The 24,969-nt window shown below is 44.8% G+C and carries 22 protein-coding genes and 2 tRNA genes; 9 read left to right on the top strand and 15 right to left on the bottom strand.

Features of this window, described 5'->3' with window-relative positions:
• Positions 1-37: 37 nt before the first annotated feature.
• The 7 genes from ACS8FD_RS01875 to ACS8FD_RS01845 form a co-directional block, all read right to left on the bottom strand.
• Positions 38-217 (bottom strand): hypothetical protein, encoded by a 180-nt coding sequence (locus ACS8FD_RS01875; protein WP_439274172.1) that lies wholly within the window; start codon positions 215-217, stop codon positions 38-40.
• 28 nt (positions 218-245) lie between these two features.
• Entirely contained in the window at positions 246-716 is a 471-nt protein-coding gene (locus ACS8FD_RS01870) for a DUF305 domain-containing protein (RefSeq protein WP_439274171.1), read from the bottom strand.
• Between the two features lie 123 nt (positions 717-839).
• Positions 840-1,823 carry a copper resistance protein B gene (locus ACS8FD_RS01865; RefSeq protein WP_439274170.1) on the bottom strand — a complete coding sequence of 328 codons (984 nt, stop codon included), beginning with the start codon at positions 1,821-1,823 and terminating at the stop codon, positions 840-842.
• A gap of 25 nt (positions 1,824-1,848) precedes the next feature.
• Positions 1,849-3,552, bottom strand: a complete 1,704-nt coding sequence (locus tag ACS8FD_RS01860) for a copper resistance system multicopper oxidase (RefSeq protein ID WP_439274169.1) — start codon at positions 3,550-3,552, stop codon at positions 1,849-1,851.
• Between the two features lie 55 nt (positions 3,553-3,607).
• Positions 3,608-4,219 (bottom strand): DUF411 domain-containing protein, encoded by a 612-nt coding sequence (locus tag ACS8FD_RS01855; RefSeq protein WP_439274168.1) that lies wholly within the window; start codon positions 4,217-4,219, stop codon positions 3,608-3,610.
• Between the two features lie 121 nt (positions 4,220-4,340).
• Positions 4,341-4,940: a c-type cytochrome gene (locus tag ACS8FD_RS01850; protein WP_439274167.1), complete on the bottom strand. Its 600-nt coding sequence runs from the start codon at positions 4,938-4,940 to the stop codon at positions 4,341-4,343.
• Between the two features lie 58 nt (positions 4,941-4,998).
• Entirely contained in the window at positions 4,999-5,274 is a 276-nt protein-coding gene (locus ACS8FD_RS01845) for a hypothetical protein (RefSeq protein ID WP_439274166.1), read from the bottom strand.
• A gap of 301 nt (positions 5,275-5,575) precedes the next feature.
• Here ACS8FD_RS01845 and ACS8FD_RS01840 point away from each other — a divergent pair, with 301 nt between their 5' ends.
• On the top strand, positions 5,576-6,310 hold the full coding sequence (locus tag ACS8FD_RS01840) for a heavy metal response regulator transcription factor (RefSeq protein ID WP_439274165.1): 735 nt from the start codon (positions 5,576-5,578) through the stop codon (positions 6,308-6,310).
• A 1-nt stretch (position 6,311) separates the two neighbouring features.
• Positions 6,312-7,745 carry a heavy metal sensor histidine kinase gene (locus tag ACS8FD_RS01835; RefSeq protein ID WP_439274208.1) on the top strand — a complete coding sequence of 478 codons (1,434 nt, stop codon included), beginning with the start codon at positions 6,312-6,314 and terminating at the stop codon, positions 7,743-7,745.
• Positions 7,746-8,023: 278 nt separating this feature from the next.
• On the opposite strand, the gene ACS8FD_RS01830 is transcribed toward ACS8FD_RS01835, so the two are convergent.
• The 4 genes from ACS8FD_RS01830 to msrB form a co-directional block, all read right to left on the bottom strand.
• Positions 8,024-8,100 (bottom strand) — tRNA-Asp (locus ACS8FD_RS01830).
• Positions 8,101-8,136: 36 nt separating this feature from the next.
• Positions 8,137-8,212: transfer RNA gene (locus ACS8FD_RS01825), tRNA-Val, on the bottom strand.
• Positions 8,213-8,612: 400 nt separating this feature from the next.
• Complete coding sequence (locus ACS8FD_RS01820; protein ID WP_439274164.1) at positions 8,613-9,101, bottom strand: glutathione peroxidase; 489 nt, start codon at positions 9,099-9,101, stop codon at positions 8,613-8,615.
• Between the two features lie 121 nt (positions 9,102-9,222).
• The gene (gene msrB / locus ACS8FD_RS01815; protein ID WP_439274163.1) at positions 9,223-9,648 is read right to left on the bottom strand and encodes a peptide-methionine (R)-S-oxide reductase MsrB; all 426 of its coding nucleotides are present in this window, start codon (positions 9,646-9,648) and stop codon (positions 9,223-9,225) included.
• A 378-nt stretch (positions 9,649-10,026) separates the two neighbouring features.
• Here msrB and ACS8FD_RS01810 point away from each other — a divergent pair, with 378 nt between their 5' ends.
• On the top strand, positions 10,027-11,724 hold the full coding sequence (locus ACS8FD_RS01810) for an aminotransferase class I/II-fold pyridoxal phosphate-dependent enzyme (protein ID WP_439274162.1): 1,698 nt from the start codon (positions 10,027-10,029) through the stop codon (positions 11,722-11,724).
• A 143-nt stretch (positions 11,725-11,867) separates the two neighbouring features.
• Here the strand turns inward: ACS8FD_RS01810 and ACS8FD_RS01805 are convergent, their stop codons facing one another.
• Both ACS8FD_RS01805 and ACS8FD_RS01800 read right to left on the bottom strand, forming a co-directional pair.
• Entirely contained in the window at positions 11,868-13,478 is a 1,611-nt protein-coding gene (locus ACS8FD_RS01805; protein ID WP_439274161.1) for an inorganic phosphate transporter, read from the bottom strand.
• Between the two features lie 504 nt (positions 13,479-13,982).
• Positions 13,983-15,656 (bottom strand): ATPase, encoded by a 1,674-nt coding sequence (locus tag ACS8FD_RS01800; protein WP_439274160.1) that lies wholly within the window; start codon positions 15,654-15,656, stop codon positions 13,983-13,985.
• A 255-nt stretch (positions 15,657-15,911) separates the two neighbouring features.
• Between ACS8FD_RS01800 and ACS8FD_RS01795 the strand changes: the two genes are divergently transcribed.
• The 6 genes from ACS8FD_RS01795 (at position 15,912) to ACS8FD_RS01770 (ending at position 23,046) form a co-directional block, all read left to right on the top strand.
• Positions 15,912-16,631: an FFLEELY motif protein gene (locus ACS8FD_RS01795; protein WP_439274159.1), complete on the top strand. Its 720-nt coding sequence runs from the start codon at positions 15,912-15,914 to the stop codon at positions 16,629-16,631.
• Between the two features lie 186 nt (positions 16,632-16,817).
• Complete coding sequence (locus ACS8FD_RS01790; RefSeq protein ID WP_439274158.1) at positions 16,818-17,531, top strand: FFLEELY motif protein; 714 nt, start codon at positions 16,818-16,820, stop codon at positions 17,529-17,531.
• Positions 17,532-17,910: 379 nt separating this feature from the next.
• Positions 17,911-18,789 carry a bifunctional demethylmenaquinone methyltransferase/2-methoxy-6-polyprenyl-1,4-benzoquinol methylase UbiE gene (gene ubiE / locus ACS8FD_RS01785; RefSeq protein ID WP_439274207.1) on the top strand — a complete coding sequence of 293 codons (879 nt, stop codon included), beginning with the start codon at positions 17,911-17,913 and terminating at the stop codon, positions 18,787-18,789.
• A 56-nt stretch (positions 18,790-18,845) separates the two neighbouring features.
• Positions 18,846-19,562 carry a ubiquinone biosynthesis accessory factor UbiJ gene (locus ACS8FD_RS01780; RefSeq protein WP_439274157.1) on the top strand — a complete coding sequence of 239 codons (717 nt, stop codon included), beginning with the start codon at positions 18,846-18,848 and terminating at the stop codon, positions 19,560-19,562.
• A 73-nt stretch (positions 19,563-19,635) separates the two neighbouring features.
• Positions 19,636-21,297 carry an ABC1 kinase family protein gene (locus ACS8FD_RS01775; RefSeq protein ID WP_439274156.1) on the top strand — a complete coding sequence of 554 codons (1,662 nt, stop codon included), beginning with the start codon at positions 19,636-19,638 and terminating at the stop codon, positions 21,295-21,297.
• Between the two features lie 279 nt (positions 21,298-21,576).
• Positions 21,577-23,046, top strand: coding sequence for an FAD-binding oxidoreductase (locus tag ACS8FD_RS01770; RefSeq protein WP_439274155.1), 1,470 nt, complete (start codon positions 21,577-21,579; stop codon positions 23,044-23,046).
• A 109-nt stretch (positions 23,047-23,155) separates the two neighbouring features.
• Here the strand turns inward: ACS8FD_RS01770 and ruvB are convergent, their stop codons facing one another.
• Both ruvB and ruvA read right to left on the bottom strand, forming a co-directional pair.
• Entirely contained in the window at positions 23,156-24,139 is a 984-nt protein-coding gene (gene ruvB / locus ACS8FD_RS01765) for a Holliday junction branch migration DNA helicase RuvB (protein ID WP_439274154.1), read from the bottom strand.
• Positions 24,140-24,302: 163 nt separating this feature from the next.
• Positions 24,303-24,923 (bottom strand): Holliday junction branch migration protein RuvA, encoded by a 621-nt coding sequence (ruvA, locus tag ACS8FD_RS01760; protein ID WP_439274153.1) that lies wholly within the window; start codon positions 24,921-24,923, stop codon positions 24,303-24,305.
• Positions 24,924-24,969: the final 46 nt, after the last annotated feature.

The raw sequence follows: 24,969 nt of genomic DNA, 5'->3' as shown, positions 1-24,969 counted from the left end.
TAATTAGAATATCTGTAAACCTGATTGCAATTAGCATTTAACTTTTATTACGCAAGTATTTAAGCAGCGCCAGAATGGTTAATATCAAAATTGCAAAGATCATTAGCATAAATAGCCAATAGATAAGTGAACCTCCCCAGCCCATACCATGCCTCATTGAACCGTTCATCATGCCGTGCATAGCGTCATTGGTCATCGCGTGCATTATAATGCTCATTATGGTTGCTCCTTGCTTTTGGCCTTAACTACTTAAGCTCTTCAATCAATTGCTGCATCTCACCGATTTCACGTTTTTGTGCTTCGATAATATCGTCCGCTAATTGGCGCACGCGTGGATCTTCGATATCGGCACGCTCACTGGTTAAGATAGCGATGGAATGATGCGGAATCATCGCCTGCATCCAGTCGACTTGATCAACGGTCGCTTGTGAGCGCACGCCCCAAAGACCAAAAGCAAACAAAAAGACGCTAAGGCCATAAATCATCAGATTGACCTTAGTTTTTTTATACATATTGGTCATAAAGGCTAGCATAATGATCGCCATCATCGCGCCCATATATAGCGCCATATAAGCACGAGTTTCACTAAAATAAACGTGATCCCACTTATAAGTGTTGAGATACATCATGATGTACATGACGACAGTCGAGGTCAAAATCATTAGACCAAACTTAACGTAAGGATTCATTTGCGATTTATTATTATTCATATCCATGTAATTATCTCCAAAAATGACACCTATATGAATAGATGCCAGGATTAATAATTAAGTTAGAGCTAAAGCCACTAGTAAAAGCATTTTCACAATATTTAAATCTTTATTAAGTAGTGGTCTAAACTAAAACCAGAACTTTACCCCTGCCGTGACGCTACTGGTATCGACGCCTTCATTTTTTTGACGACGTAAGTCTCTAGCATCTCCTAACGCTGTCTCATAGCTAAAGCCCACATAAGGGGACAGCTGACGACTAAGCATCTCATAAGTGAGCCGAACCTCAGTCTCTAACTCATTAAAGCCCTTAGTAATGTTATTGTCAGTATCATCCTTGCTAAATACCGTTAACTCAGCTTCAGGTATCACCACCCAGTGTTGATCCAAGCGCCACTCATATTCTGCACCAAGATCAAGCTGAACTTGACCATCAGTATAAACATAGGCTCTAGCATCAGTCTCGATGAAGTACGGCGCTGTTCCAGCAATGCCCGCCATCAGCGCCGATTTGTCGTTTTCAGTGTTATAAGCGATGCCCGCTTCGCCATTCCAAAAGATACTAAGCGGCTGCCAATAAGCGAGCGAGCTCAGACTCTCAATGTTTTTATCGTCTTTGGTCGCTATGCTGCCCTCGGTACGTAATCTAAGACGATTACTATCATCGCCATACCAGCCTTCGATCTCAAAGTTGACTGCGTCCTCTTCGAACTGATAGCCCAAATCATCTACCGATACGCCCCAAGTCGGCAAACTGCCCATCATCACCGGCTTTCCATACTCACCATAGCCCACGCCATTGGAATAATCAGGGCTACGCGCGTCAGCAGGCGGCTCTCCGCCTTGCATTCCTGACATGTCCATATCCGACATACTCATGCTGCTATGATCCATATCCGACATACTCATACCGCTATGATCCATGTCCGACATATCCATACCGCTATGGTCCATATCCGACATGTCCATGCCACTGTGATCCATGCCTGACATGTCCATGCCAGTGTGATTCATATCTGACATAGTCATTTCAGCTGCCGCTACTAAGGGCGATGTCAGTAATGCTAATGATGACAAGCCGACGAATGGCAGAACTTTTTTAATTGTTTTCATAATAAAACTCACCTTGCACAATTCATTAAACGACAGCGACTTCTCTAAACATGCCTGCTTCCATATGATAAAGCAGATGGCAATGCCAAGCCCATCGTCCCGCCTCGCCCGTCACATCAAAGCTCACCTTTTGCGCAGGATGTACCAATATCGTATGCTTACGGACTTGGAAATCGCCATTAGGCATACGCAAATCACTCCACATGCCATGTAGATGCATCGGGTGGCTCATCATCGTGTCATTGACTAAAGTAATGCGCACGCGCTCATTAGGTTTGATATTGACAGGCGGCGCATCTTTAAACATGATGCCATCAAGCGCCCAAATATAGCGCTCCATATTGCCCGTTAGATGAATCTCAATCTCGCGAGTTGGTTTGCGCTGTTCGCTCATAATATCGCTGCCGACAGAACGCAGCTGACTATAAGTCAACACCTTTCTATCAACTTCGCGCAGGTTAATACCAGGATCATCCAGATTCATACGCGGACTATCGACGCGCATATCGGTCTTAAAATCATATTCGGTCTTGGCGTGGTGCGCCTTATAGCCTTTGTCGCCCATTGCGCCCATCATATCGGCCATGGTGAGCCACTCAATATCATCCATCTTAGGCGTCGCGGCGCGAGCGCCTTTGCGAGTTGCTAGGGTCGCTGTCACATAATCGGTGCGATCGATGTTTTGCGCAAAAATAGTATGCGCGTCCGCCGTTGGCGTGACAATGACATCATAAGTCTCAGCCACACCAATCCGAAAATCATCGACCTCGACTGGCGCAACATCATTACCATCAGTACCGATGACTTTTATCTTAAGACCGGGTATGCGCACATCAAATATCGTCTGCGCAGAAGCATTGATAAAGCGTAGCTTAACGGGTTGTCCTGCTTTAACAAGCTGCGCCCAATTAGCGGCAGTAGTTTTACCGTTAATCAGATAAGTAAACGTGGTTTCACCTGATAAATCACTAAAATCAGTCGGCATCATACGCATCTGATTCCACATCTTGCGCTTATCAAAAGCGGCCTCTATATCGGTGGCTGCGATATCCGAGAGTAGTTTTTTAAAATCGGGTAGATGATAATTATCAAAGTCAGCGCGCTGCTTGAGTAGTTTCAATAAAGTATGCGGATTACGATGCGTCCAATCACTGAGCAAAACCACATGATCTTCTTGGGTAGGATAACGCTCCGCGGCTTTAGGCTCGATGACGATCGCGCCGCGCATACCGGTCTGCTCTTGAAAGCCAGTATGCGAGTGATACCAGTAAGTCCCTGATTGCTTAAGTTTGAATTTATAAGTAAAGGTACTATTCGCTGGTATGCCATCGAAGCTAATGCCGGGGACACCGTCCATCTCGAACGGCACGAGCAGACCATGCCAATGAATAGAAGTCGATTCATTCATCTGATTGTGCACGCGGATGATGACCGTATCGCCCTCTTGCATCTTGAGCGTTGGCGCAGGCAAGGAATCATTAATCAGCGTCGCTATACTCGACTTACCATTGACGATAATGGGCTTTTTGCTGATATAAAGATCGAACTCATCACCCGTCAAGATAGGCACTTGATGATCGGGTCTATCGCTATTGATAACTGCATTGTTTTGCGAGTTACCTAAAGCACTATTAGCTATCGTTGGCAAGCCAGATAGCATTGACGCCCCTACTAAGGCAGAGGAGCCAGTCAAAAAGCTACGGCGATTAAGCTTGTGTTTATTATTCATAGGGTTACTCATAATAAGTATTCAATAAGTACTAAAATCTTTAAAACGCTTCAAACTAAAGTTGCTGCTGCGGCGACTCAATCTGCGCATAAACCGTGCTACTACCATCTTTATTTATTTGCATGATTTGATAAGGGTCGAACTGATTGTTATATTCCATACCAGGACTCCCCATAGGCATACCCGGTACAGCAAGGCCAATGGCGTCGCTTGGCGGGTTTGCTAAAAACTCTGCAACATGCTTAGCGGGTACATGGCCTTCAAACACATAACCATCACTCGTGACCGTGGTGTGACAAGAGCGCATATTATTAGGGACGCCGTAGCGCTGTTTAAATACCGCTAAGTCGGCAACATCTTGCCCCTCAGCGGTCATACCATGCTCTTTGGCATGACCGATCCACTCTTTACAGCAGCCGCAGTTGGCATCTTTATAGACCGTCGCTGAGACATTTTGCAAAATCGTTGGATCAGAGTTTGATTGCAGCGGCGCTGGCATAGCGCTAGCCTCTGTTTGTGATACCTGCACACTAGTAGGTGCGCTGTCGCCATTTACTGGCTGTACTTCAGCGGCTGTATTCTCGGTTCCACTACACGCCAATAAAGTTGAGGCTGAAGTGAATAGCAGCATTGAAGCCAATAGCTTGTGGTATTTATTAGTCATCATACTTTTATCCTTTTAAAAAGATTATTTTGTCTTATTTAACATAAATAAGCACAAACTCTATTTTATAACCCAATTAGAGCCGAACTATAACTGTCTTAACCTTTTACATAAACAAAACTAACTAACGGTCTGTCATCTTTGAGGTCTTTGTCTCATTATCAAAAGATATAGCGAGCATGTTCTCATCAAATCTAGTGGTCAGCATCATATACTGATCAGCGCTCAAATCAGGTAATACCCTAATGAAAGCAACCATCGCCCATAACCTATCATCATCGTGAGTTGCACCCCAAGCGGGCATCCCTGACGCCATAATACCGTGCTTAATCGCCCAAAAGCTCTGCTGAGCACCTGTTTCACTCTTATAACGCTCAACCACTTTTGCATCGGTAAAATTAGGCGGTTTAGGATACAAGCCTGCACTAAGATCAGTACTGGCCACATCAGGGGATAAATGGCAGCGGGCACACATATCTTTGTAGTCGGCACCGCCTGAGCTAATCATCTCTGCTCTTTCTAAATCTGGAACAATAATGTCCTTGCTAGCGTTAGCGATTGAACGGGTGCGAGCGGTCTCCAAAAAGCGATAAACCAATGGACTATGACTTTGATCAGCGCCGATATGAATAACACCACTCATAACCACGATAAACACACCCACAAGAGCGACTACGACAGTAAACAGTATTCCTAGTAAAAACTTCATGAGTTTTTCCGCCATCCATTGGCTTTGATTATTAAAAAAGTAAGTTTAAGTTATCACTGTTTTCAGCTAGCTTTTAAGAAGTTTTGTTCGCCTTTTTGGCATCATCGCTCACACAGTGCATTTGATGCATCTGTTTCATTTTACCCATATTAGCCATCATCGCTTGCATGGCAGGATCATTCATATCCATTTTGCTATGATCCATGTTTTGCATCATCTGCATATGTTTTTGCATTTTTTCACAATTCATTTGGTCTTTTTCGCCATGCATTTTGGGATCATGGGCGAGCGCTGAGGTTGATACGACTAGGACGGCGGCAGTGGCTACGATTGATTTAAATAGTGACATAGTTGATCCTTAATGAGGTTGAGAAGGCTTTTATGAGTCTAAAGTATAACGGACCCTTTCTGACTAGCAGATGACAGCAAGATGACAATCCTGTCATCTTCACTGATTTAAGTACTGCTAATAGAGCTATTGCGTTATAGTTGACTCACTTTAAAAGCGTTACGACTCAGCACTACTGGTATAAATTTTACTTGCGTGCTGCTCTCCCTAGAGGCTGCACAACCTATGTTTAAAAAAAGCATGCCAGTAGCGCTATGTCATTTTTAGAGTGTATTAGCTATAAGTATCACAAGGAAAAAGCATGAAAGTGTTATTGGTAGAAGATGAGCATAAGCTGGGCGAATATATAAAAAAGGGTCTAAGCGAAGCAGGTTTCATCGTTGAGCATCAAGCGACGGGACTAGACGGCTATCACGCAATGATGATGAATACCTTCAACGTCATCATTATGGATGTCATGCTGCCTGACGTTAGCGGCTTTGAGCTGGTGCGCAATTATCGCGCGGCAGGCAAGCATACGCCTGTGCTGTTTTTAACGGCCAAAGATGAGCTGAGCGATAGAGTAAAGGGTATTGAGATCGGCGGAGATGATTATTTGACTAAACCTTTTGCTTTTGCCGAGCTTATCGTACGTATCAAAAGCTTACTGCGCCGAGCCAATCAAGCGGATTATCAAAACACGGTCATGCAACTTGCCGATCTCAAGCTAGATATCGCTAAGCGCACAGTGCACCGAGGAGAGACGCCCATCAAGTTGACGGCAAAAGAGTTTGCTTTATTACAATTTATGCTTGAGCGCCAAGGGGAGGTATTGCCGCGCTCGGTGATCGCCTCGCAAGTATGGGACATGAATTTTGATAGCGATACCAATGTCATAGATGTGGCAATACGGCGGCTACGGCTCAAAGTAGATGATGAGTTTACAGTGAAGCTCATTCATACCATACGCGGTATGGGCTATAAGTTAGAGGAAATACAAAACGCTGAGAAGGACGAGTGTTCTGTTGCTCAAACTAACGCGATCGATGTGGAATAATATGGCTTATAACGCTGACAATCGTCGTCTGCCACTGTTATGGCGCACGCTATTATTATTAACGATTTTTGTAGTGCTCTCGCAGATAGTGATCTATATCTGGGTTCAGCACTCAGTGAAGGGTCATTTTGAAGAAATGGACGCTGAGATTATCACTCATGCCGCCTTTAATTGGCGTCAGCGTCTAAGCGATCTTGATTCGCAAAATCCAAACGCTACTCTGTCAGAATCAACCTACCCCTCTTTGATACCCAAAGACAAGCATCTGCATTCCTCAGCGCTTGATTATGATCTCAAAAGTGTCATTACCAATAAGCAAGGACAGCTATTAGCCACTACCCCTGCTAGCTTCGCTAATGAATTGGGTGATAATTTTGATCTACTAGCTTTACGACAAAACAACGCTCAGCAGCAATTCGTTACTCATATAAATGACAGGCATTACCGCGCTATCGTTATCGAAAATCAGCAAGCACTGGTACTTATTGCGCTCCCTATCGATGTTCATCATCAGTATTTATTGCAGTTTAACCGCCAGCTTAGCCTGATCTTATTAGTTATTACCCTGCTGCTAGTGTCTATCGCCGCCTTGAGTGTCTATTGGGGCTTTGCGCCGCTGTCGACTATCATGCAAAAGATGCAAGCGATCCGTCCTGACAGGCTCGATCAGAGACTCAATGTCGATGAAATGCCAAGAGAATTGCGGCCTTTGGCGGCGTCCTATAACTTGATGCTGACCAAACTTGAGAATAATTTTGACTCGTTATCGCGCTTCTCGGATAATATCGCGCACGAGCTACGCACGCCACTCGCGACGCTCACCACCCAAACCCAAGTCATGCTCAGTAAGCCCAGAGACACTGTAGAATATGTCGAGCAGCTCCATCATCAGCACGACACCCTCGCGCAGTTATCAAATCTGATCAATAACATGCTACTACTCGCCAAAACCCAAAAAGGGCTTAACGACTCGCAGTTAAAGCCTGTCAATATTGACGCTCTTCTCACTAAACTTATCGACTACTTTGAGCTAATAGCAGAAGAGCGCGAGATAGCTTTTGAAAAAAATGGTGCGTTTGGTTCGGTATTAGGAGACGACAGCTTACTGCAAAGGCTATTTGCCAACTTATTGTCCAATGCCATCTATTACGCGACGAGCGAGAGCGTCATAGTGATTAAATCTGTGACTGATCACTATGAGAAGACAAAAATGACTATCACTAATCAACTAAATGAGCCTTTAGCCCAAAGCGAAACTGACAAACTATTTGAGCGCTTTTATCGTCAAGACAAAGACCATCAGCATCAAGCAGGTGCGGGTTTGGGCTTATCTATCGTGCAAGCGATTGCCAAGGCTCATAATGGCAAAGTGAGTATTCGTATCAAAGAGGAGTATTATTTTGAGGTACAGATCGAGTTGCCGAGCTTGAAATAATATTTTCGCTATTTTTATTATTACAGAACAGGTTTTGGTCACCGTTTGGTCACCGAGCAGGTGCTCATTGACTCCTAAAAGATAAAGCTCATGCGCAAAAACCTATCATTCATGCATTGTTAAAGGGTAGATCATTTGATAAAGATGAATAGATAGAAAGTGTCTAGCACTTATAAATAAAGGCTTTAAGGAGAATTGCAGACACAAAAAAACCTCAAACAAGCTAATGTTTGAGGCGAAACTTGCTTAAACTTTACAGTTTAAATTCGTTTTAAATATGGCGCAGCGGACGGGACTCGAACCCGCGACCCCCGGCGTGACAGGCCGGTATTCTAACCAACTGAACTACCGCTGCTTAGGTCGTCTAGCTTTTTTAACACAAGCTAATAAGTGGTGGGTGATGACGGATTCGAACCGCCGACATTCTGCGTGTAAGGCAGACGCTCTACCAACTGAGCTAATCACCCTGAGCGAGGATATAACGAAGCACTGCTTCGTCCGAGCGCAAGAGAATTTACATTGTCGTAAATTCTATAAAACTCTGCCTACACTAGATGTTACTGAATTTTCCTTAAAGGGAAAATTCTAGAAACCTTAACCCAAAACTGAGTTTAAAATTTCTTAGATCTAGCTAATCAAGACTGTCACCTCTTAATCAACTTCTAACAGCTCAGAACCAATAAAGCCCCTTGCTGTGGGTGTGTATTATATAGATTTAGTAAGAGCTGTCAAATAGTTTTCATCATTTTTAGCAAAGTTTTTTGTCTTTTGTAGCCCTTAACTATCAAGCAGTTGTTTTTATTGATTTTATATTCTAAAAATATTTATTCACTGCCTGCTAATCATGGCTTATGATTAACGATAAACTTACTTACTGTCAGCCAGCGCCTTTTCAATATCGGCTTTAATAGCATCAGGCTTAGTGGTTGGCGCATAACGATCAAGCACTTGGCCATCTCTGCCTATCAAAAACTTAGTGAAGTTCCACTTAATACCATCGGTAAGTAAGCCGCCCTTTTGCTCTTTAAGCCACTTAAAGATTGGATGCGCGTCGCTACCATTAACATCGACTTTGGCCATCATCGGAAAGCTAACACCATAATTCTTTTGACAAAAAGCGCCAATCTCTTCATTACTACCAGGATCTTGACTCCCAAATTGATTACACGGGAAGCCAATAACCGTCAAGCCTTGATCTTTATACTGCTCATTTAGGGTTTCAAGCCCCTCAAACTGCGGTGTAAAACCACATTGACTCGCGGTATTAACCACTAATAATACTTGACCTTTAAATTCATCTAAAGGCTGAATCGAGCCATCCATACGCTCAGCCGTAAAATCATAAATAGTACTCATCACTCATCCTTAATTGAATTATAGTTCGTTTGTCGCTCTGCCCAAAAAATAAGGGAGCTGTTATCAGCTCCCTTACTATATATCAAAGTTTGAGTAATCAATAGCGAGTATTGAATGCCGATTAGTCTTCAGCTTTATCTAAATCGATCGATACTGAGTTGATGCAATAGCGCATACCTGTCGTCTCACGCGGACCATCAGGGAACACATGGCCCAAATGTGCATCACAGTTACTGCAAGTGACCTCAGTACGGCGCATACCTAGCGAATCATCGACGTGCTCATCGATAGCGGCATTATCGATCCCTTGATCGAAACTTGGCCAGCCACAGCCGGCATCAAACTTGCTTTCTGAGTCAAACAATTTGGCACCGCAAGCTTTACAGCGATAAACGCCTTTGTCATTGACGTCATTATAAGCGCCAGTAAAAGGACGCTCAGTGCCCTTCTCGCGGAGGACATGATACTCATCTGCAGTTAAACGCTGCTTCCAGTCGGCTTCGGTTAACTGGGCAATCTCTTCTTTGGTAAGTTGGCTGTCTTGCATAGTCATTCCTTATTCTTGTTTGCTTTCTAAAAATTTTGAGTCTTCAAAACTTTTTTGCCTTATAAGATATGGTGGTTATCGCTAATTATTCAACATATCGACGATTATGATTACTCGAACCACACGTTAAGGCGCTCTTGTATTTTTGTAAATAAAAAAATATTTTAAATTTCAATCGAACTCAAAGGCACTTTCTAAAGCATTGATATTATTGCATTAACTCAAAAGCATCTCCTTAGTATTATATAGATAAACTACATATTGCAAGAATAACTTGCATTGAAATAGGTTAGACGGCTTGCATTGCCAGTATTAATGCAATAATATCTTGCATTGAGGCACTCTATAAAGCGTTAATAAGCTGAGGTTAAAATAATTATGAGTAAAACCCAAGATGAATCCGCTCAAGACCAGCGTTTGGCACAAGCTGAAAGACTGGTACAACTGCGCCGTGACAAAGGGTTAACCGCTGAGCAGTTGGCACAAGCGATGACCAAAGCAGGCGCTAAAGTCAGTCGCGGCGCTATCTCTAATTGGGAGCGCGGTATCAATGGTATTGTCTCCTCCAAGTTGCCTACACTGGCACGACTTTTGGGATGCACGGAAGGCTATTTACTTCGCGGTGACAATGATAGCGATAGGCATCAACTCAACCCTCAGTCCATAACGACAAATCAAAATAAATCCTCGCCAGCTTATGATAAACCAACCCAACAATCAGATATTGACTCTAATGCTCACACGACAGACCAAAATAAAACACCTCAAGATAAGAGGCTTCAAGACAAGGAAGAGACGACTATGACTGAACTTAAAAAGTCTGAAAAACTACAAAACGTTTGCTACGACATTCGTGGTCCTTTATTAAAAACAGCTAATAAAATGGAAGCCGAAGGTCAACGTATTCTCAAGCTCAACGTCGGTAACCCTGCCCCCTTTGGCTTAGAAGCGCCGCATGAGATCCTGCGAGATGTGGCAATGAACCTGCCAGAAGCGACAGGATATTCAGACTCACAAGGCATCTTTTCAGCGCGTAAAGCGGTGCTGCAGTATTATCAGTCCAAGGGTCTGTTATCAGCAGTCGATGTGCGTGATGTATACCTAGGCAATGGCGTCTCAGAGCTGATTGTGATGACCATGCAGGCACTGATGAACGATGGCGATGAAGTTCTCATCCCAATGCCCGATTATCCACTATGGACGGCAGCGACTAACCTCTCTGGTGGTACCGCGGTGCACTATCGCTGCAATGAAGACGATAACTGGCAGCCTGATATCGAAGATATTAAAGCAAAAATTACGAGCAAAACTAAAGGCATCGTCGTTATCAATCCCAATAACCCGACTGGGGCGCTGTACTCAGATGAGAACCTAAAACAGATCATCGAAGTCTCTAAAGAGCACAATTTGATTATTATGGCGGACGAGATTTATGACCGCGTGCTATATGACGATGTCGAACATAAGCCGATGAGCACGCTTACCGATGAAGTTTTAGTCCTATCTTATAACGGCTTGTCAAAATCACACCGTATTGCAGGGTTTCGCGCCGGCTGGATGATGGTGTCTGGTAAAAAGCAACATGCGACGGACTTTATCGAAGGTTTAGATATGCTCGCCTCTATGCGCCTGTGCTCAAACGTACAAGGACAGTATGCCATTCAAACCGCGATGGGCGGCTACCAAAGCATGAAAGAGCTGACCTCAGAGAAAGGTCGCTTGTTCAAGCAGCGCGAAATGGCAATCTCGCGTCTTAATGCGATTCCTGGTATTTCTTGTACTATGCCGCAAGGGGCGTTTTACTGCTTTCCAAAGATGGACCCTGAAATCTATCCGGTCAAAGACGATATGCAGTTTATGATGGACTTATTGATTGATGAGAAGGTACTGATGGTACAAGGCACTGGTTTTAATTGGGATACTCCCGACCATTTCCGCTTAGTATTCTTACCTAATCTGCATGATTTAGAGAATGCTATGGACCGCTTAGATCGTTTCTTTGCCAAAAAACGTCAACAGTACGGCACAGATAAAACAGCCCATAAAACTGTTAACAAACAAGCCCTTGAAGCTTAAGTTAATGACAAAAACTATCATCATAAATTAAACCCAAATCATACTCTATTGTAGTAAAAAAGCTTATCGATGGTTATCGATAAGCTTTTTTTAATACTAAATTTTTGACCCGTCGGTTTCATCATTTTATAGTTAATATCTTACTAACTAAAAATCTGATTGAGTATTAAGAAACTAATAGCCGATAACGCTGCTGCGACTGGTAAAGTAATAACCCATGCCAGTCCAATAGGCTTCATGAGCGCCCAATTGGTGTTTCTATTGACGATACCGATACCTAAAACCGCGCCTACTAAGGTATGCGTGCTCGATACGGGTAAGCCTAAAGTCGAAGCGCCCATTACCACGCCTGCGGCAGCAAGCTCAGCTGAAAAGCCAGAGGCCGGATGCATTTTGGCAAGGTTAGTGCCGACCGTTTGAATCACCTCTTTACCGATAAACCATAAGCCAACGATAAGCGCTACCCCAAAGGTGAGCATCACAGGCGATGGTACTGCTGCCTCTGAGGCAATAGTATTCGTTCGAATCACATCCATAATGGCGGCAAAAGGACCTACTGCGTTAGCAATGTCGTTAGAGCCATGACTGAAGGCAAAGGCTGACGCGGTGAAGACCTGCATCCAGCTGAACATAATAAAGGTCGCTTTGGTCAGATCCTCTTTATGCTTACCGCGAATACTCTTAGTATAGATATAAGTGGCTAGCCAAACTAGTGCACTTATCATACCCATGATTAAGAAGCCTTGTAGGGTCGTCATATTGCTATTGACGTTTTTAAGGCCTTTAAACACGACTAACGAGGTCATCACCGCCCCGCCCATAGCTGCCAAGATAGGTACCCACTTCTTCAGAGCTTTTAGGGTATCTAAGCTTTCACGCTCATGCTCGACGATATATAACTTTTTATAATAGTCTGTCTCTAAGTCCTCAACGTCACAATCATCGTCTTTATAAATGTCTTGATCGCGAAGCATGGCTGAGGTATAGGAGAGCTGCTCGGACTCAGTCATCGCATCAAGGCGTTCTTTGTGCTCTTTTTTGATGGATTTTTTATCGGCTTTTAGCTCTGCAATTTGCGCTTCTGCATGATCGTTATAGTCGATGACGTTACGTTTGATATGACCATATAAGAAGTAAGAAAGCACGCCGCCTAATAAGGGCGATAATACCCAAGAGACAGCGATAGTGCCGATGGTGCCCCAATCTACGGTTGAGAGCGCCATCTCAGTACCACCTAGAGTGATACCTAATACGATAGAGCTACCCACTACCCCGCCAATAATGGAGTGCGTGGTTGAAACGGGTAGACCTTTTTTGGTGGCAAATAATAACCAAAACGCGGCGGCAATCAAAGCGGAGAGCATGACATAAATAAACTGATTCGGACTGACTGCCAAACCGTCCAAATCCACAATACCACTGCGAATAGTATCAGTCACTTCACCGCCCGCTAATACGGCGCCTGATACTTCAAATATCGCGGCTACTCCCAAAGCTTGCGGAATAGTTAGCGTTCCTGCCCCTACTGAGGTGCCAAAGGAGTTTGCGACGTCATTACCACCGATATTGAATGCCATAAAGACACCAAAGGCAGTAGCAACGATAAACAACGTCGTCTGCTGACGCATAGTGTAGTCGAGACCCCACCATAAAAAATAGCTGGTCATCGCAGTCAGTAAAATAGCAAAAAATAAATTGATTCTCATAGAACCAACCGGCTTGGTTGATGCTGTAGAGTTGCTGCTAATACCCATAAAATGAGACGCCTTGAGTAAGATTAAAGAGACTTGCTAGTGATAATGATGTCACAACACACGCTATACCCTGCTCAGTTGCGTGATTGCGGCTTAACTTCATCGTGCTTGAATCTGGATAGAGCTACTCTTTGAATGTATAGCAATTCTTATAAACTTGCATGCTATAGACATACAATTAAGCCGCAAGTAACAGTCTAAATCAATTGATTAAGGCAGCTCGCGGCTTAGGTATCTAGCAGTTATTTAAATAAAGAATAGCCGCTGATAAGTTTATTAGAATGAAACCATTAGAATTAGAACAAATCATTAGAATGAGACAATGAAATATCAAAGCTATAAACATTGACACATTGTATCCAGGACTAACCCTCAAGATCAAAGAGTCATCAGCCCCTATTCGTGCGCCTATTATATTAAAAATTCAGCACTTATGCACAATGAAATTGCCAAAATTGTAACGACAGGTTTATGAGCGCAATTCTTTTTGTTTATCTGCTTATTTTACTTTTTATTCCGCCACTTTTCGGAGGCTTGTAGTTGTTCAATTGCATGATCGAGTACATCGAGACGCGCACGGCGCTTGTCATTGGTCGCGACAATACACCAAGGCGCATGCTCAGTATTGGTATGCGCCAGCATATCAGCCGCCGCTTGTACATAATCTTGCCACCTCTCACGGTTGCGCCAATCATCATCAGTGAGTTTGAATTTTTTATGCGGCGTCTCTCGTCTTGCCTCAAAGCGCTTGAGCTGCTCATCCTTATCAATAGCCAGCCAGTATTTAATGACTAGCGTGCCTGCTGCTTGTAGATCCGCCTCAAAGCGATTGATCTCTCCATAAGCGCGTTGCCAATCAGCAGGCTCAGCAAACCCTTCAATACGCTCGACCAATACTCGCCCGTACCAAGTACGATCGAAGATAGCGATACGGCTGATGCGATCCGTTTGCTCGTTAGGTAGCCGCGTCCAAAATCGCCAGAGATAAGGATGCTGTAGCTCATAGAGCATGGGTGCGCCGATATTATAAATCTGATACTCGCGCGGATCGAGTGGTGCAACCATTCTTTTGATAGAGCCGCCCTTGCCTGCCGCGTCCATACCTTCAAAAGCAAATACCACATGACGACCTCTGCGAGCTCGTATTAACTTCGCAAACTCAGCTTGCTTGTCCGCTAGCTTCTCTTTGTAATCCGACTTATCTAAATCATGGTCTTTGATATCAGTGAGCGCTTTTGGCACCTCCGTATCTGTAAAAACAGCCGCTGTACAATCAGGCGAGTCAGGTGCTGCAGGGTTGTCTAGGTTTTCTTTCGCAGGTTTCTCACTACTCGCTAGTGCCGTTTGTATAGCATGCAGGACTTCGTGACAAAAGCTCGTTTGTGCTTGCGACTTGTCATTGCCATCAATAATGATCCAGTCGCCTTGTTGGCGCAGTATCGTTGCTGCTATCAAGTTAAACTGCTCTAGCACCTTCTCATCGCACCAGTCTATCTGATACAGATACTGAGGATCTGCTGTATCATCATTTAGGCGCTCCTTTAACGTCTCAGCATCGATATGAAACCAACACTTCAATACCTTAGTATGATTGGCACTCAAATCTTGCTCAAAAGTTTTTAGCTCAGCCAATTGCTCTTTTAAATAAACGTGCCAATCCGTTGTTGGCAGTTTTTGTTGTACCTCCGCGCCGTTTGTTGATTTATCTTGAATCATGCGCATGACGTTATGTATCAGATCGGCGTACCAGTTACCAAAATAAACCATGACATCGCCGTGACGCGGCATCGCTTTAGTATGCGCCTGCCAGATAGGTTGATAAGCTAATGGCGGGTAGCCAATTGTGGCCTCTACTTTTAGTAGCCTTGGATCGACCCATTGCCTCAGCTGCTTAACTGAGCTGCCTTTACCCGCTTGCTCCATACCATTGACAAGCACCAGTAAGCCGGTAGGTTTATTGGCTGGCGGCGGGGTCTGCTGCCTTGTCGCTCTAAGCGCAAACTGAGCTGTAACTAACGCTAGGCGCAAATCGTCTTTATCCATCGAAAATTCACTCAATGGATTGGGAGTTAGACGGCTACTGACCACCTTTGGATCAAGCTTATCGCTAACTCCTTGTAGTCGATCTTTTGGTAGCTTTTGCTTGTCAAGCTTACGGTTTGGCTGCTGCTTTGACATGATAGTGACTCACTTTTTATAGAGGTTTGTCAGGTAAAGAGGAGATAATTCTGCTCTTGTAGTCAGGTATAGGACATTATTATTAGTAGTGCTAGCTGGCAGATATTGATTTATTAGCTTTTATTTATAATAGCATTCACTTGCCATAGGCATAACCTCGCTATGTAACAGTTTGCCGTTTGTATTCTGTTTTATTTAAGGGTAACTTTATAGTAGGGTTGGTTTTATTATTTAAATTACATAGGATTAGCTGTCATGACCGCTTTTTCAGAGTTGCAACAACATCTAATTCGTTATTGGGAGCTCCCTTATCACGATGATGAAACTCTCAATCAAGCACTAAACGAAGTGCAGACTTGGCAGCGCCTGCGCATTCAACATACTCATAAAGAGCTATTTTCACAGCCTAACAATCAACTGATGGCAGATTATTTTCTGACGCAGCTCTATGGCGGCGAAAAATTTAAACTACTAGCGGTACAATTAGCTCGAGTGTTGCCAAAAGCGCAAAAGCTTGAGCGTTTGGTTAAAGAGTCGGTACTAGAAACCGCTAGTATGTCGATTCAAGCAGCGATTGTAGCGATTGAGATGGACTTATATTTAGCTCAGTGGCTAGTTGACAATCAGCTGCCCATTAACGAAAAAAACGTCATGCTCGCTTATAGTGTGACCGATAAATCTGCTGAGCGCCGTGAGCAGCTTAGTCAATTAAAAGAGGTCTGTTACCGTACTGACAAGTACTTCAATTCATTCTTACTACAAAAAGCTTTTGCCTTAGCCAAAAGTACTGCTTACAATCTTAACTATCAGCCGCTTTATGATTTTGTGGAAGCGGGTTTTGCGGCGATGAAACCGCTTGAAAGTGTTAGCAGCTTCATCGATCCTTTTTGTGCCCGTGAACTTGCGATTATTGAGCAAATACATCGCCGTAAGCATGATAAAGGCGACAAAAATAGAGGCTTTAAGGTATCATAGGCCCATATAGAAGTAACAGATGGATCGTGGATACGCAATTAATATTGATAGTCGATTCCAAATAACTTCGCTATTGTTTGTGTCATGCTTCGTCCATTCATGATTACTAATTTATCATTGTATTACTCACAGTTAGGTTTCAATCCCTAATGTCTATACTTAGTTAGGTTTTAATAGAGGATTTTTATGTCGGCATTATCAGAACTACAGCATCATCTAACGCGCTTTTGGCAATTGCCTTATCATGATAATGCAGCGCTGAATGAAAAACTCATTGAAGTGCAAGCATGGCAGCGCGCCCGTATTGAACAAACTCACGCCGATGCCTTTGAACAACCAAAAAACCGACCGATGGCAGATTATTTTTTGACGCAGCTTTATGGCGGTGATGAGTTCAAAAATCTTGCCGAACAGCTACAGCGCATCGTCCCTAAAGCCAAAAAAGTAGAGCGTTTTGCGCCTGCTACAGCGTTAGAAACAGGGAGTATGGCTATCTACGCCGCTATTTTAGCCATTGAATTAGACTTGCATTTGGCGCAGTGGTTAATAGCGCAAGACTTGCCCGTTAATGCAGAGACTATGATTCGTGCTTATCGTGCGGTCGATGAAGCGGATGAGCGCCGAGCTCAGCTTGCTAACCTGAAAGAAGTCTGCTACCGCACCGATAAATATATCAATTCATTTATGCTACGCAAGGCTTTTGCCATGACAAAAGGTACTGCCTATCGCCATAATTATCAGCCGCTATATGATTTTATCGATGCAGGATTTACTGCTATGCGGCCGCTAAAGAGCGTCAAAGGCTTTATAGAGCCTTTTTGCGCGCGCGAGCTTGCCATTGTTGATCAAGTCCATGCCGCGGATAATGGCGACACAGTTACCGTGTTTGCTGTATCATAGCGCTACAAATACGAGCATTAGCGCTCCTAAATCAATAACTAGCCATGCGTATCAGTAATAGGATAATCTTATGAATAACAATGCCAATGATACTCTTAACAATAATATCAATACGACTCATCTCGATACTAGTATGCATAGCAAGCCTAACTCTCATAGCGACTTGCAGGACCAGTTGGTCAAAGATAGTATCGCTAATAACCAAAATATTACCGCACAGGTTCAAGCTCGCCAAATTCCTGTGCCTAAAGTTAAGAATCAAACCATTATGAATGCTAATAAAACTGACACCAACAATAATAAGACGGCTAGTCCTAAAACCAATGATTTCACACAGGTACAAGACCTGCCAGTAGGAACGCCGCAAGGTCAACAAACCATGCTATCTAACAACAGTACGACGAATGCAGCTTCCGATAACCACACCCAGTCTCAAAGCAATAATGCCACAGTCAAAAAAACGGCCTTTAATCAGCGCGATGATATCAATAACCCGCATACGCCTGATACTGATGGCTTAGAGCAAACGCATTTTGGCTATAAGACTGTTAATAAAGCTGAGAAACAAGCGCGCGTGGCGGACGTCTTTACCTCAGTCGCCAAAAAATACGACATCATGAATGATTTAATGTCCTTTGGTATCCACCGGTTATGGAAGCGCTTTGCTATCAGCTTATCGGGCGTTCGCGCTGGCCAAAAGGTGCTTGATATTGCAGGCGGCACAGGCGACTTGGCTAAAGTATTCAGCCGTGAAGTCGGTCGTCATGGTCATGTGGTGTTATCAGATATTAACGCCGCTATGCTCGAGGTTGGCCGCGAGCGCTTAATCAATGCCGGCTGCAATAATGTCGATTTTGTTCTTGCCAATGCTGAGACTCTAGCGCCTTTCGATGACGAGAGCTTTGATCTATTGACCATCAGCTTTGGTTTGCGTAACGTCACGGATAAAGATGCAGCGCTGCGCTCTATGTACCGTGTGTTAAAGCCTGGCGGCCGTTTGCTGATATTAGAATTCTCGAAACCTATTTTTGAACCTTTATCTAAGGCCTATGATTTATACTCATTTACGGCGCTCCCGATGATGGGTAAAATCGTCGCTAACGACTCAGAGAGTTATCAGTATTTAGCAGAGTCTATTCGTATGCATCCCAATCAGCAGACGCTCAAACAGATGATGGAGCAAGCGGGTTTTGTCAATTGCGATTATCATAACTTAACTGCGGGTATCGTTGCGGTGCATCGCGGTTTTAAAGCGTAACGGTTAACACTTATCGTTCAAAGCTGAAACCCTAATCTTATTACTGTGAGAATATTATGCTAACGGTCTTACTTTTGGCAGGCGCTGAAAAGCTTATTAATGTCGCTTTGATGAGTGATGAGATCACCCAAGCCGGTCTTGAGCCTCTTGCTGGTAAAGTGCTGCGCCTCAATATGGCGGTGCCTGAGCTGCATTTAGACGTCATATTCAATCATAAGCGCCTGCGTTTTGAGCCAGTAACGATTCCTAGTGTGTTTGAGCCGCGCGGCGGTGATCCCTCAAGTGTTAATAAGTTAGATGAGCGCGCGCAAGCGGATATGGATATGACGCGGCTAGGCCATAGTCAGCCTGACTGCATTGTTACTGTAGATAATCCCGCGCAGCTGCTCAACTTGATGCGCGACGCCAAAGGTAACTTGCCCATTGAAGGCGATTACAAAGTGCTGATGCAGCTCAAGCAGTTGATCGCTGGGTTTGACCCTGACATTGCCGGTCAGCTAGAGCCATTGATTGGCAAACCTATGGCAAGTCAGCTACAGCTGCTGATTACTCAGCTAAAATGGAGTCTACGCCACAGTGGTAAGCGCGTCTTTGATGATGTCACCGACTGGGCCAATGATATCGCTGGCACTAGTGAGCCTGATCCAACGGATAAAGCTGAGGTTAATGATTTAAAGCAGCAACTTCTTAAACTGCGCGCCGATGTCGAGCGTGAAGAGGCTAAGCTATCAGCGCTTAGAATGGAACAAGCGCGTTTAAGACAAAATCAATAATCTATTGCGATATCTTCTCAAACACAACTGTCACTGTTTTAATCTTGCATCTTATCTAGAGTAATTATTGTCCATGCTATTATCTCACCGCGCACGCTTACTCGAGCTTTGGCGTATTGCCGCCAGCTATCGACTTGACACCCATTTTCCTGTAGAAGAGGCGCCGCAGCTGCAACCAATAGCGCGTTTACTGCGTTTGCACCCTGCCGCTTGGGGCAAAAAGCATCAGCCTAATGCCGTCAAGTACGCGTTAGAGGATATGGGCACATTATTTCTAAAACTAGGTCAGCTGCTCTCGACCCGTCGCGATTTAGTGCCGCCTAACATCATCGAACAGCTCATTCAACTGCAAGATAAGGTCAAGCCTTTCGATGTCGATACGGCTATCGCCCAAATCGAAGATAGCAAGCAGGGTTTAGGTCAGACTATTGACACCTTATTCGCCCGCTTCGATACCAAACCTTTGGCCGCTGCCTCTATTGCACAAGTACATACCGCCGCCCTACCCGATGGCCGCGAAGTGGTTGTCAAAGTGGTACGCCCTGATATCCGTAAGACTATTGTTGCTGATTTTGAGCTGCTGCGAGAGTTTGCTAATTGGGCCTCTGCACGGATAGAAGCGGCGCGTGCGGTCCATCTAATCGATATCGTCGAAGACTATCGGCAAGTGATGCTCAATGAGCTGGACTTAACGCTAGAGGCCGATAATACCACTAAGATGCGCAGTAACTTCTTAGGCTCAGCGCTGATGTACGTACCTGAGGTTTATGACGCCTCGAAAAACGTCATGGTGATGGAGCGCATTCAAGGTGTGCCGATCTCGCAAGTAGAAGTCTTTGATAAGCTTGGCTATGACCGCGCGGCATTAGCAGAAAAAGGCTTAACGATATTTTTTACCCAAGTCTTTCGTGATAACTTCTTTCATGCCGATATGCATCCGGGTAATGTCTTTGTCGAGACCCCACCTGTTAAAACTCTTGCCAATGAGATAACCCCTGTCGATTTAGGTCATGCACCGCGTTACATCGGGCTTGATTGCGCCATTATGGGCACGTTATCCAATGATGATCAGCTGATAGTCGCGCGGATGCTACTAGCGGTAATGAATAATAATTTTACCGCCTTAGTTGATATTGTTAGCCGCGCCGGCTGGATACCGCCTAATACCGATAAACACGCTTTGGTTCGTGACATGCGTCGCACTGTCGGCCCTATGCTACAAAAATCTATCAATGAGATTGATTTTGCCGGTGTCTTAATGCAGATATTAGACATCGCTCGCCGCCATCATATGAGTATTCCGCCGCAGCTGATGCTACTGCTCAAAACCTTAGTCCATGTTGAGGGTCTAGGCCGAGATCTGTATCCAGAGCTTGATATTTGGTCGTTAGCTAAACCGATTCTGAGCGGCTGGATCAAAGAACAACTTGATCCTATGCGTAACTTGCAACAGCTTCGTAAGCAGCTGCCTGAGATTTTATTATCGAGCACTGATATCCCAAAACTCCTCGATCAAGGGCTACAAAGCTTGGCTTCTCAAGGCTCCAGACAAGACAGCCAACTGCGCGAGATACAGCAAATACGCGCTGATATGCTCAATGACCGTCGCCGCGACTGGTTAGCATTAGCAGGATTTGCTATCAGCATTGCGATTGCCACCCAAGTCATCGGTTGGCTTGCGCCTCTATTTTATATTTTAGCGGTACTTGCAGTTGTCTGGCGTATTTTAGCTTAATAGCAACCTTCAAGCCTTGTCTGTGGAATGGCGCTGTTAAAATTAGTAGCGCTATTAAAGTTTCTGCTGTCACCTTAATTACTATAGCCAATTCGAAATAAAATCAATACGCTAATATCGTAGTGCTACGGGTACAAATTTTTCTTGCTTGCTGTGCGCTTCGCACTTTTTGAGGCTGCGAAACCTACGTTTAAAAAAAGCATCCCAGTAGCACGTATCGGTTTTAAAGTGAATCGATTATATAAGATGTTACCGCCTATCTATTTCTAGGAGCTAGCTATGTCTGCCCAAAGCCCTCTCGATCCCTATACTAAAAGCAGTCTGCAATCTGACAAGGATGGTTCTCAGAATAACTCTAATCATAAAAAACAACTCCCTACGCCAGATCATAGCGCCGCTATTGCAGCGCTAAAACAGAGGTTTGGTAAGCAGCTTAGTACCAACCTAACCACTCGCGAGCAGCATGGTCATACTATGACTTGGTTGACCAATCAGCCACCCGATGCGGTGTTGAGCGTTTACGGTAAGCAGGAAGTCGCTGCAGCTGTCGCTATCTGTAATGACTATAAAATGCCAGTGATACCTTTCGGTATTGGCTCGTCATTAGAAGGCCAACTCAATGCGCCATATGGGGGCCTATGCATCGATATGCATGCTATGGACACTATCTTGCAGGTGCATAACGAAGATCTAACCGTGACCGTGCAGCCTGGCGTCACCCGCGAGCAGCTTAATCACTATCTGCGCGATACCGGACTGTTCTTTCCGATAGATCCCGGTGCTAACGCTAGCATCGGCGGTATGGTTGCGACTCGCGCCTCAGGCACTAACGCGGTACGTTACGGCACTATGAAAGATGTGGTACTAGCGCTCGAAGTGGTCACCGCTAATGGCGAAATCATCCGTACTGGCACCCGCGCCGAAAAGTCCGCTGCCGGTTATGATTTGACACGCTTAATAATCGGTTCTGAGGGTACGCTAGGCATAGTGACCGAAGTGACGCTCAAGCTATTTGGTATCAGCGAATGTATCGGTAGCGGTCTCTGCCACTTCCCTACTGTTGAAGAGGCCTGTCAGGCGGTGATGCTGACCATTCAAATGTGCTTACCTATTGCTCGTATTGAGCTGTTAGATAGCTTGCAAGTAAAGGCCTGCAACGTTTACGCTAATCTAAATTTGCTAGAGACGCCGACTTTATTTGTCGAGTTTCATGGTACTGAGGCTAGCGTACGCGAACAGGCTGAGACCTTTAACGAGATCATAGAAGAGTTTAATGGTAGCGACTTTGTATGGGATACCAATGAGACGGAACGCAAACGACTATGGCAAGCTCGGCACAATGCTTATCATGCCAGCTCAGCTTTGCGACCTGAAGCCAGCGCCTTATCGACAGACGCCTGCGTGCCTATATCGCGTTTAGCTGAATGCGTCAGTGCAACGGCGAAGGACATCGAAGACTCCGGCATGATAGGCCCAATCGTTGGTCATGTCGGCGATGGTAATTTTCACGTCTTACTATTGGTCGATACTGATGACCCAAAGGAGATCAGCACCGCTGACGCCATTATTAGCCGATTAGCAGTACGTGCTATCGAGATGGATGGCACTTGCACGGGTGAGCATGGTATCGGTCAAGGCAAACAAAAATACATGGCGCAAGAACACGGTAATGCTGTCGCTGTTATGCAGGCTATAAAGTCCGCACTAGACCCTAATAACATCTTAAACCCTGGTAAAATTTGGCCATAGCCGCTAGCTGTGACGGAATAATCCGCTTTTAGTTGTTTTTATTGGCTGATATTAAAAACGCGCTAACTTTACGAGTCAGCGCGTTTTTAATGAGTAAAGAATTTTAGCCTTACTCCATCTGATCGATAGCCATTTGCGTCAATATGCGCCCGCGCGCGGTACGCAGCACATAACCTTGTTGAATCAGATACGGCTCAATAACATCCTCAAGCGTACCTCTATCCTCAGCCATCGCTGCAGCGACTGCTTCCACCCCCGCAGGCCCGCCATCAAAACGCTCTAGCAAAATCTCGATATAACGTCTATCTAGATGATCAAGTCCGCGTCTATCGACTGCTAGCATATCAAGCGCACTTGCCGCTATCACCCCGTTAATACTACCATCACCTCTGACCTCGGCATAATCGCGCACACGGCGCAGCAAGCGATTGGCAATCCTTGGCGTACCGCGAGCACGGCGCGCGATCTCCACAGCACCATCCTCGCTCATAGGCACGCGCATTAGCCGCGCCGCTCGGCTTACAATAGTAGTCAGATCCGCGATATTGTAAAACTCTAGCCGCTGCACGATACCGAAGCGATCGCGCAGTGGTGAGGTCAGCAAACCCGCTCGCGTCGTCGCCGCCACCAAAGTAAAAGGTGGCAAATCAAGCTTAATAGAGCGGGCAGCAGGCCCTTCACCAATCATAATATCAAGCTGAAAGTCCTCCATCGCAGGATAGAGAATCTCTTCGATAACAGGGCTTAAACGGTGAATCTCATCAATGAATAGCACATCGCCCGCTTCTAAATTGGTCAGCATCGCTGCCAAATCGCCAGCACGCTCAAGCACCGGCCCTGAGGTTGAGCGCAAATTACCGCCCATCTCTCGCGCGATAATATTCGCCAGTGTCGTCTTACCTAGCCCTGGTGGGCCAAATATCAGCGTATGATCTAGCGCCTCATCACGAGCCCGCGCCGCACCGATAAACACCTCCATCTGCTCACGGACTACCGGCTGTCCAATATATTCAGCGAGCAATGACGGACGAATATTGGCATCAGGAGCATCGCCTGCGCCTTCTAAAGGATTGATTAATCGCTCTTGAGTCATAGTTATATCGTTTTATAAAGAATATTAGGGTATTAAATAGCATAACTAAAGTGCTTGCCTGTGTCATGCATAAACGCTCAGTAAGGGGCAATATAACGCAAATAAGCGACATCTAGTGTCGCTTATTGATAAGAAATTATAAAGTTGTGATCGGCGAAGTTGACTAAAATCTAGACAGCTGCTGAAGAGTGGCTTTGAGCAAGCTTTGCGTATCCTCAAAGATAGCACCGTCACTTTTAGCCGCTTTAATCGCTTGCTGAGCTTCTTTTTCTTTATAGCCCAAGCTCACAAGCGCTCCTTCGACTTCTGCTAAAACACTACCTTCAGAGGACACAACGACAGGCTCTACATCAAATGCTAACGAACCATTATCAACCTCAATGTTCTTAAGCTTATCTTTTAGCTCAATCAGCAAGCGCTGTGCCGTCTTTTTGCCGATACCCGGAATGCGAGTGAGCGCAACTTCAGAGTCTTGCTCAACGTGCATTTTCAGCTCAGCGGCTGACATCGCTGAGAGCATTGCCAAGGCCATTTTTGCGCCAACGCCATTGATTTTGATCAGTTGCCGAAACACGTCGCGCTCTTTACGATCGATAAAGCCGAACAAGAGCTGCGCATCTTCGCGCACATGTAGATGCGTCCAAATACTCGCTTGCTGTTCAAGCTGCAACTGACAAAACGAAGGTAGCGGCAGCTCGATATCGTAGCCCACACCAGAAGCAGTCATAATGCAAGCGGTTGGTGCCATCAAATGCTGTACTTGCCCAGTAATCAGTCCTATCATAATGCGCTACCTGTCGTTAATGGAACTCTAAGATACTATTAAATAA

The organism is Psychrobacter sp. 1U2 (assembly GCF_051847575.1).
The sequence above is the reverse complement of the archived record's forward strand: the minus strand, read 5'-3'. Positions and strand labels throughout refer to the sequence as shown.

Excerpts from the sequence above, each read along its gene's own strand:
- ruvA (WP_439274153.1), bottom strand. The coding sequence starts at position 24,923 with ATGATAGGACTGATTACTGGGCAAGTACAGCATTTGATGGCACCAACC.
- ACS8FD_RS01840 (WP_439274165.1), top strand. The coding sequence starts at position 5,576 with ATGAAAGTGTTATTGGTAGAAGATGAGCATAAGCTGGGCGAATATATA.
- ACS8FD_RS01790 (WP_439274158.1), top strand. The coding sequence starts at position 16,818 with ATGTCGGCATTATCAGAACTACAGCATCATCTAACGCGCTTTTGGCAA.
- ACS8FD_RS01805 (WP_439274161.1), bottom strand. The coding sequence starts at position 13,478 with ATGGGTATTAGCAGCAACTCTACAGCATCAACCAAGCCGGTTGGTTCT.
- ACS8FD_RS01775 (WP_439274156.1), top strand. The coding sequence starts at position 19,636 with ATGCTATTATCTCACCGCGCACGCTTACTCGAGCTTTGGCGTATTGCC.
- ACS8FD_RS01780 (WP_439274157.1), top strand. The coding sequence starts at position 18,846 with ATGCTAACGGTCTTACTTTTGGCAGGCGCTGAAAAGCTTATTAATGTC.
- ACS8FD_RS01875 (WP_439274172.1), bottom strand. The coding sequence starts at position 217 with ATGAGCATTATAATGCACGCGATGACCAATGACGCTATGCACGGCATG.
- ACS8FD_RS01800 (WP_439274160.1), bottom strand. The coding sequence starts at position 15,656 with ATGTCAAAGCAGCAGCCAAACCGTAAGCTTGACAAGCAAAAGCTACCA.
- msrB (WP_439274163.1), bottom strand. The coding sequence starts at position 9,648 with ATGCAAGACAGCCAACTTACCAAAGAAGAGATTGCCCAGTTAACCGAA.
- ruvB (WP_439274154.1), bottom strand. The coding sequence starts at position 24,139 with ATGACTCAAGAGCGATTAATCAATCCTTTAGAAGGCGCAGGCGATGCT.
- ACS8FD_RS01865 (WP_439274170.1), bottom strand. The coding sequence starts at position 1,823 with ATGAAAACAATTAAAAAAGTTCTGCCATTCGTCGGCTTGTCATCATTA.
- ACS8FD_RS01770 (WP_439274155.1), top strand. The coding sequence starts at position 21,577 with ATGTCTGCCCAAAGCCCTCTCGATCCCTATACTAAAAGCAGTCTGCAA.
- ACS8FD_RS01850 (WP_439274167.1), bottom strand. The coding sequence starts at position 4,940 with ATGGCGGAAAAACTCATGAAGTTTTTACTAGGAATACTGTTTACTGTC.
- ACS8FD_RS01795 (WP_439274159.1), top strand. The coding sequence starts at position 15,912 with ATGACCGCTTTTTCAGAGTTGCAACAACATCTAATTCGTTATTGGGAG.
- ACS8FD_RS01845 (WP_439274166.1), bottom strand. The coding sequence starts at position 5,274 with ATGTCACTATTTAAATCAATCGTAGCCACTGCCGCCGTCCTAGTCGTA.
- ACS8FD_RS01855 (WP_439274168.1), bottom strand. The coding sequence starts at position 4,219 with ATGATGACTAATAAATACCACAAGCTATTGGCTTCAATGCTGCTATTC.
- ACS8FD_RS01810 (WP_439274162.1), top strand. The coding sequence starts at position 10,027 with ATGAGTAAAACCCAAGATGAATCCGCTCAAGACCAGCGTTTGGCACAA.
- ACS8FD_RS01835 (WP_439274208.1), top strand. The coding sequence starts at position 6,312 with ATGGCTTATAACGCTGACAATCGTCGTCTGCCACTGTTATGGCGCACG.
- ubiE (WP_439274207.1), top strand. The coding sequence starts at position 17,911 with ATGCTATCTAACAACAGTACGACGAATGCAGCTTCCGATAACCACACC.
- ACS8FD_RS01820 (WP_439274164.1), bottom strand. The coding sequence starts at position 9,101 with ATGAGTACTATTTATGATTTTACGGCTGAGCGTATGGATGGCTCGATT.
- ACS8FD_RS01870 (WP_439274171.1), bottom strand. The coding sequence starts at position 716 with ATGGATATGAATAATAATAAATCGCAAATGAATCCTTACGTTAAGTTT.
- ACS8FD_RS01860 (WP_439274169.1), bottom strand. The coding sequence starts at position 3,552 with ATGAATAATAAACACAAGCTTAATCGCCGTAGCTTTTTGACTGGCTCC.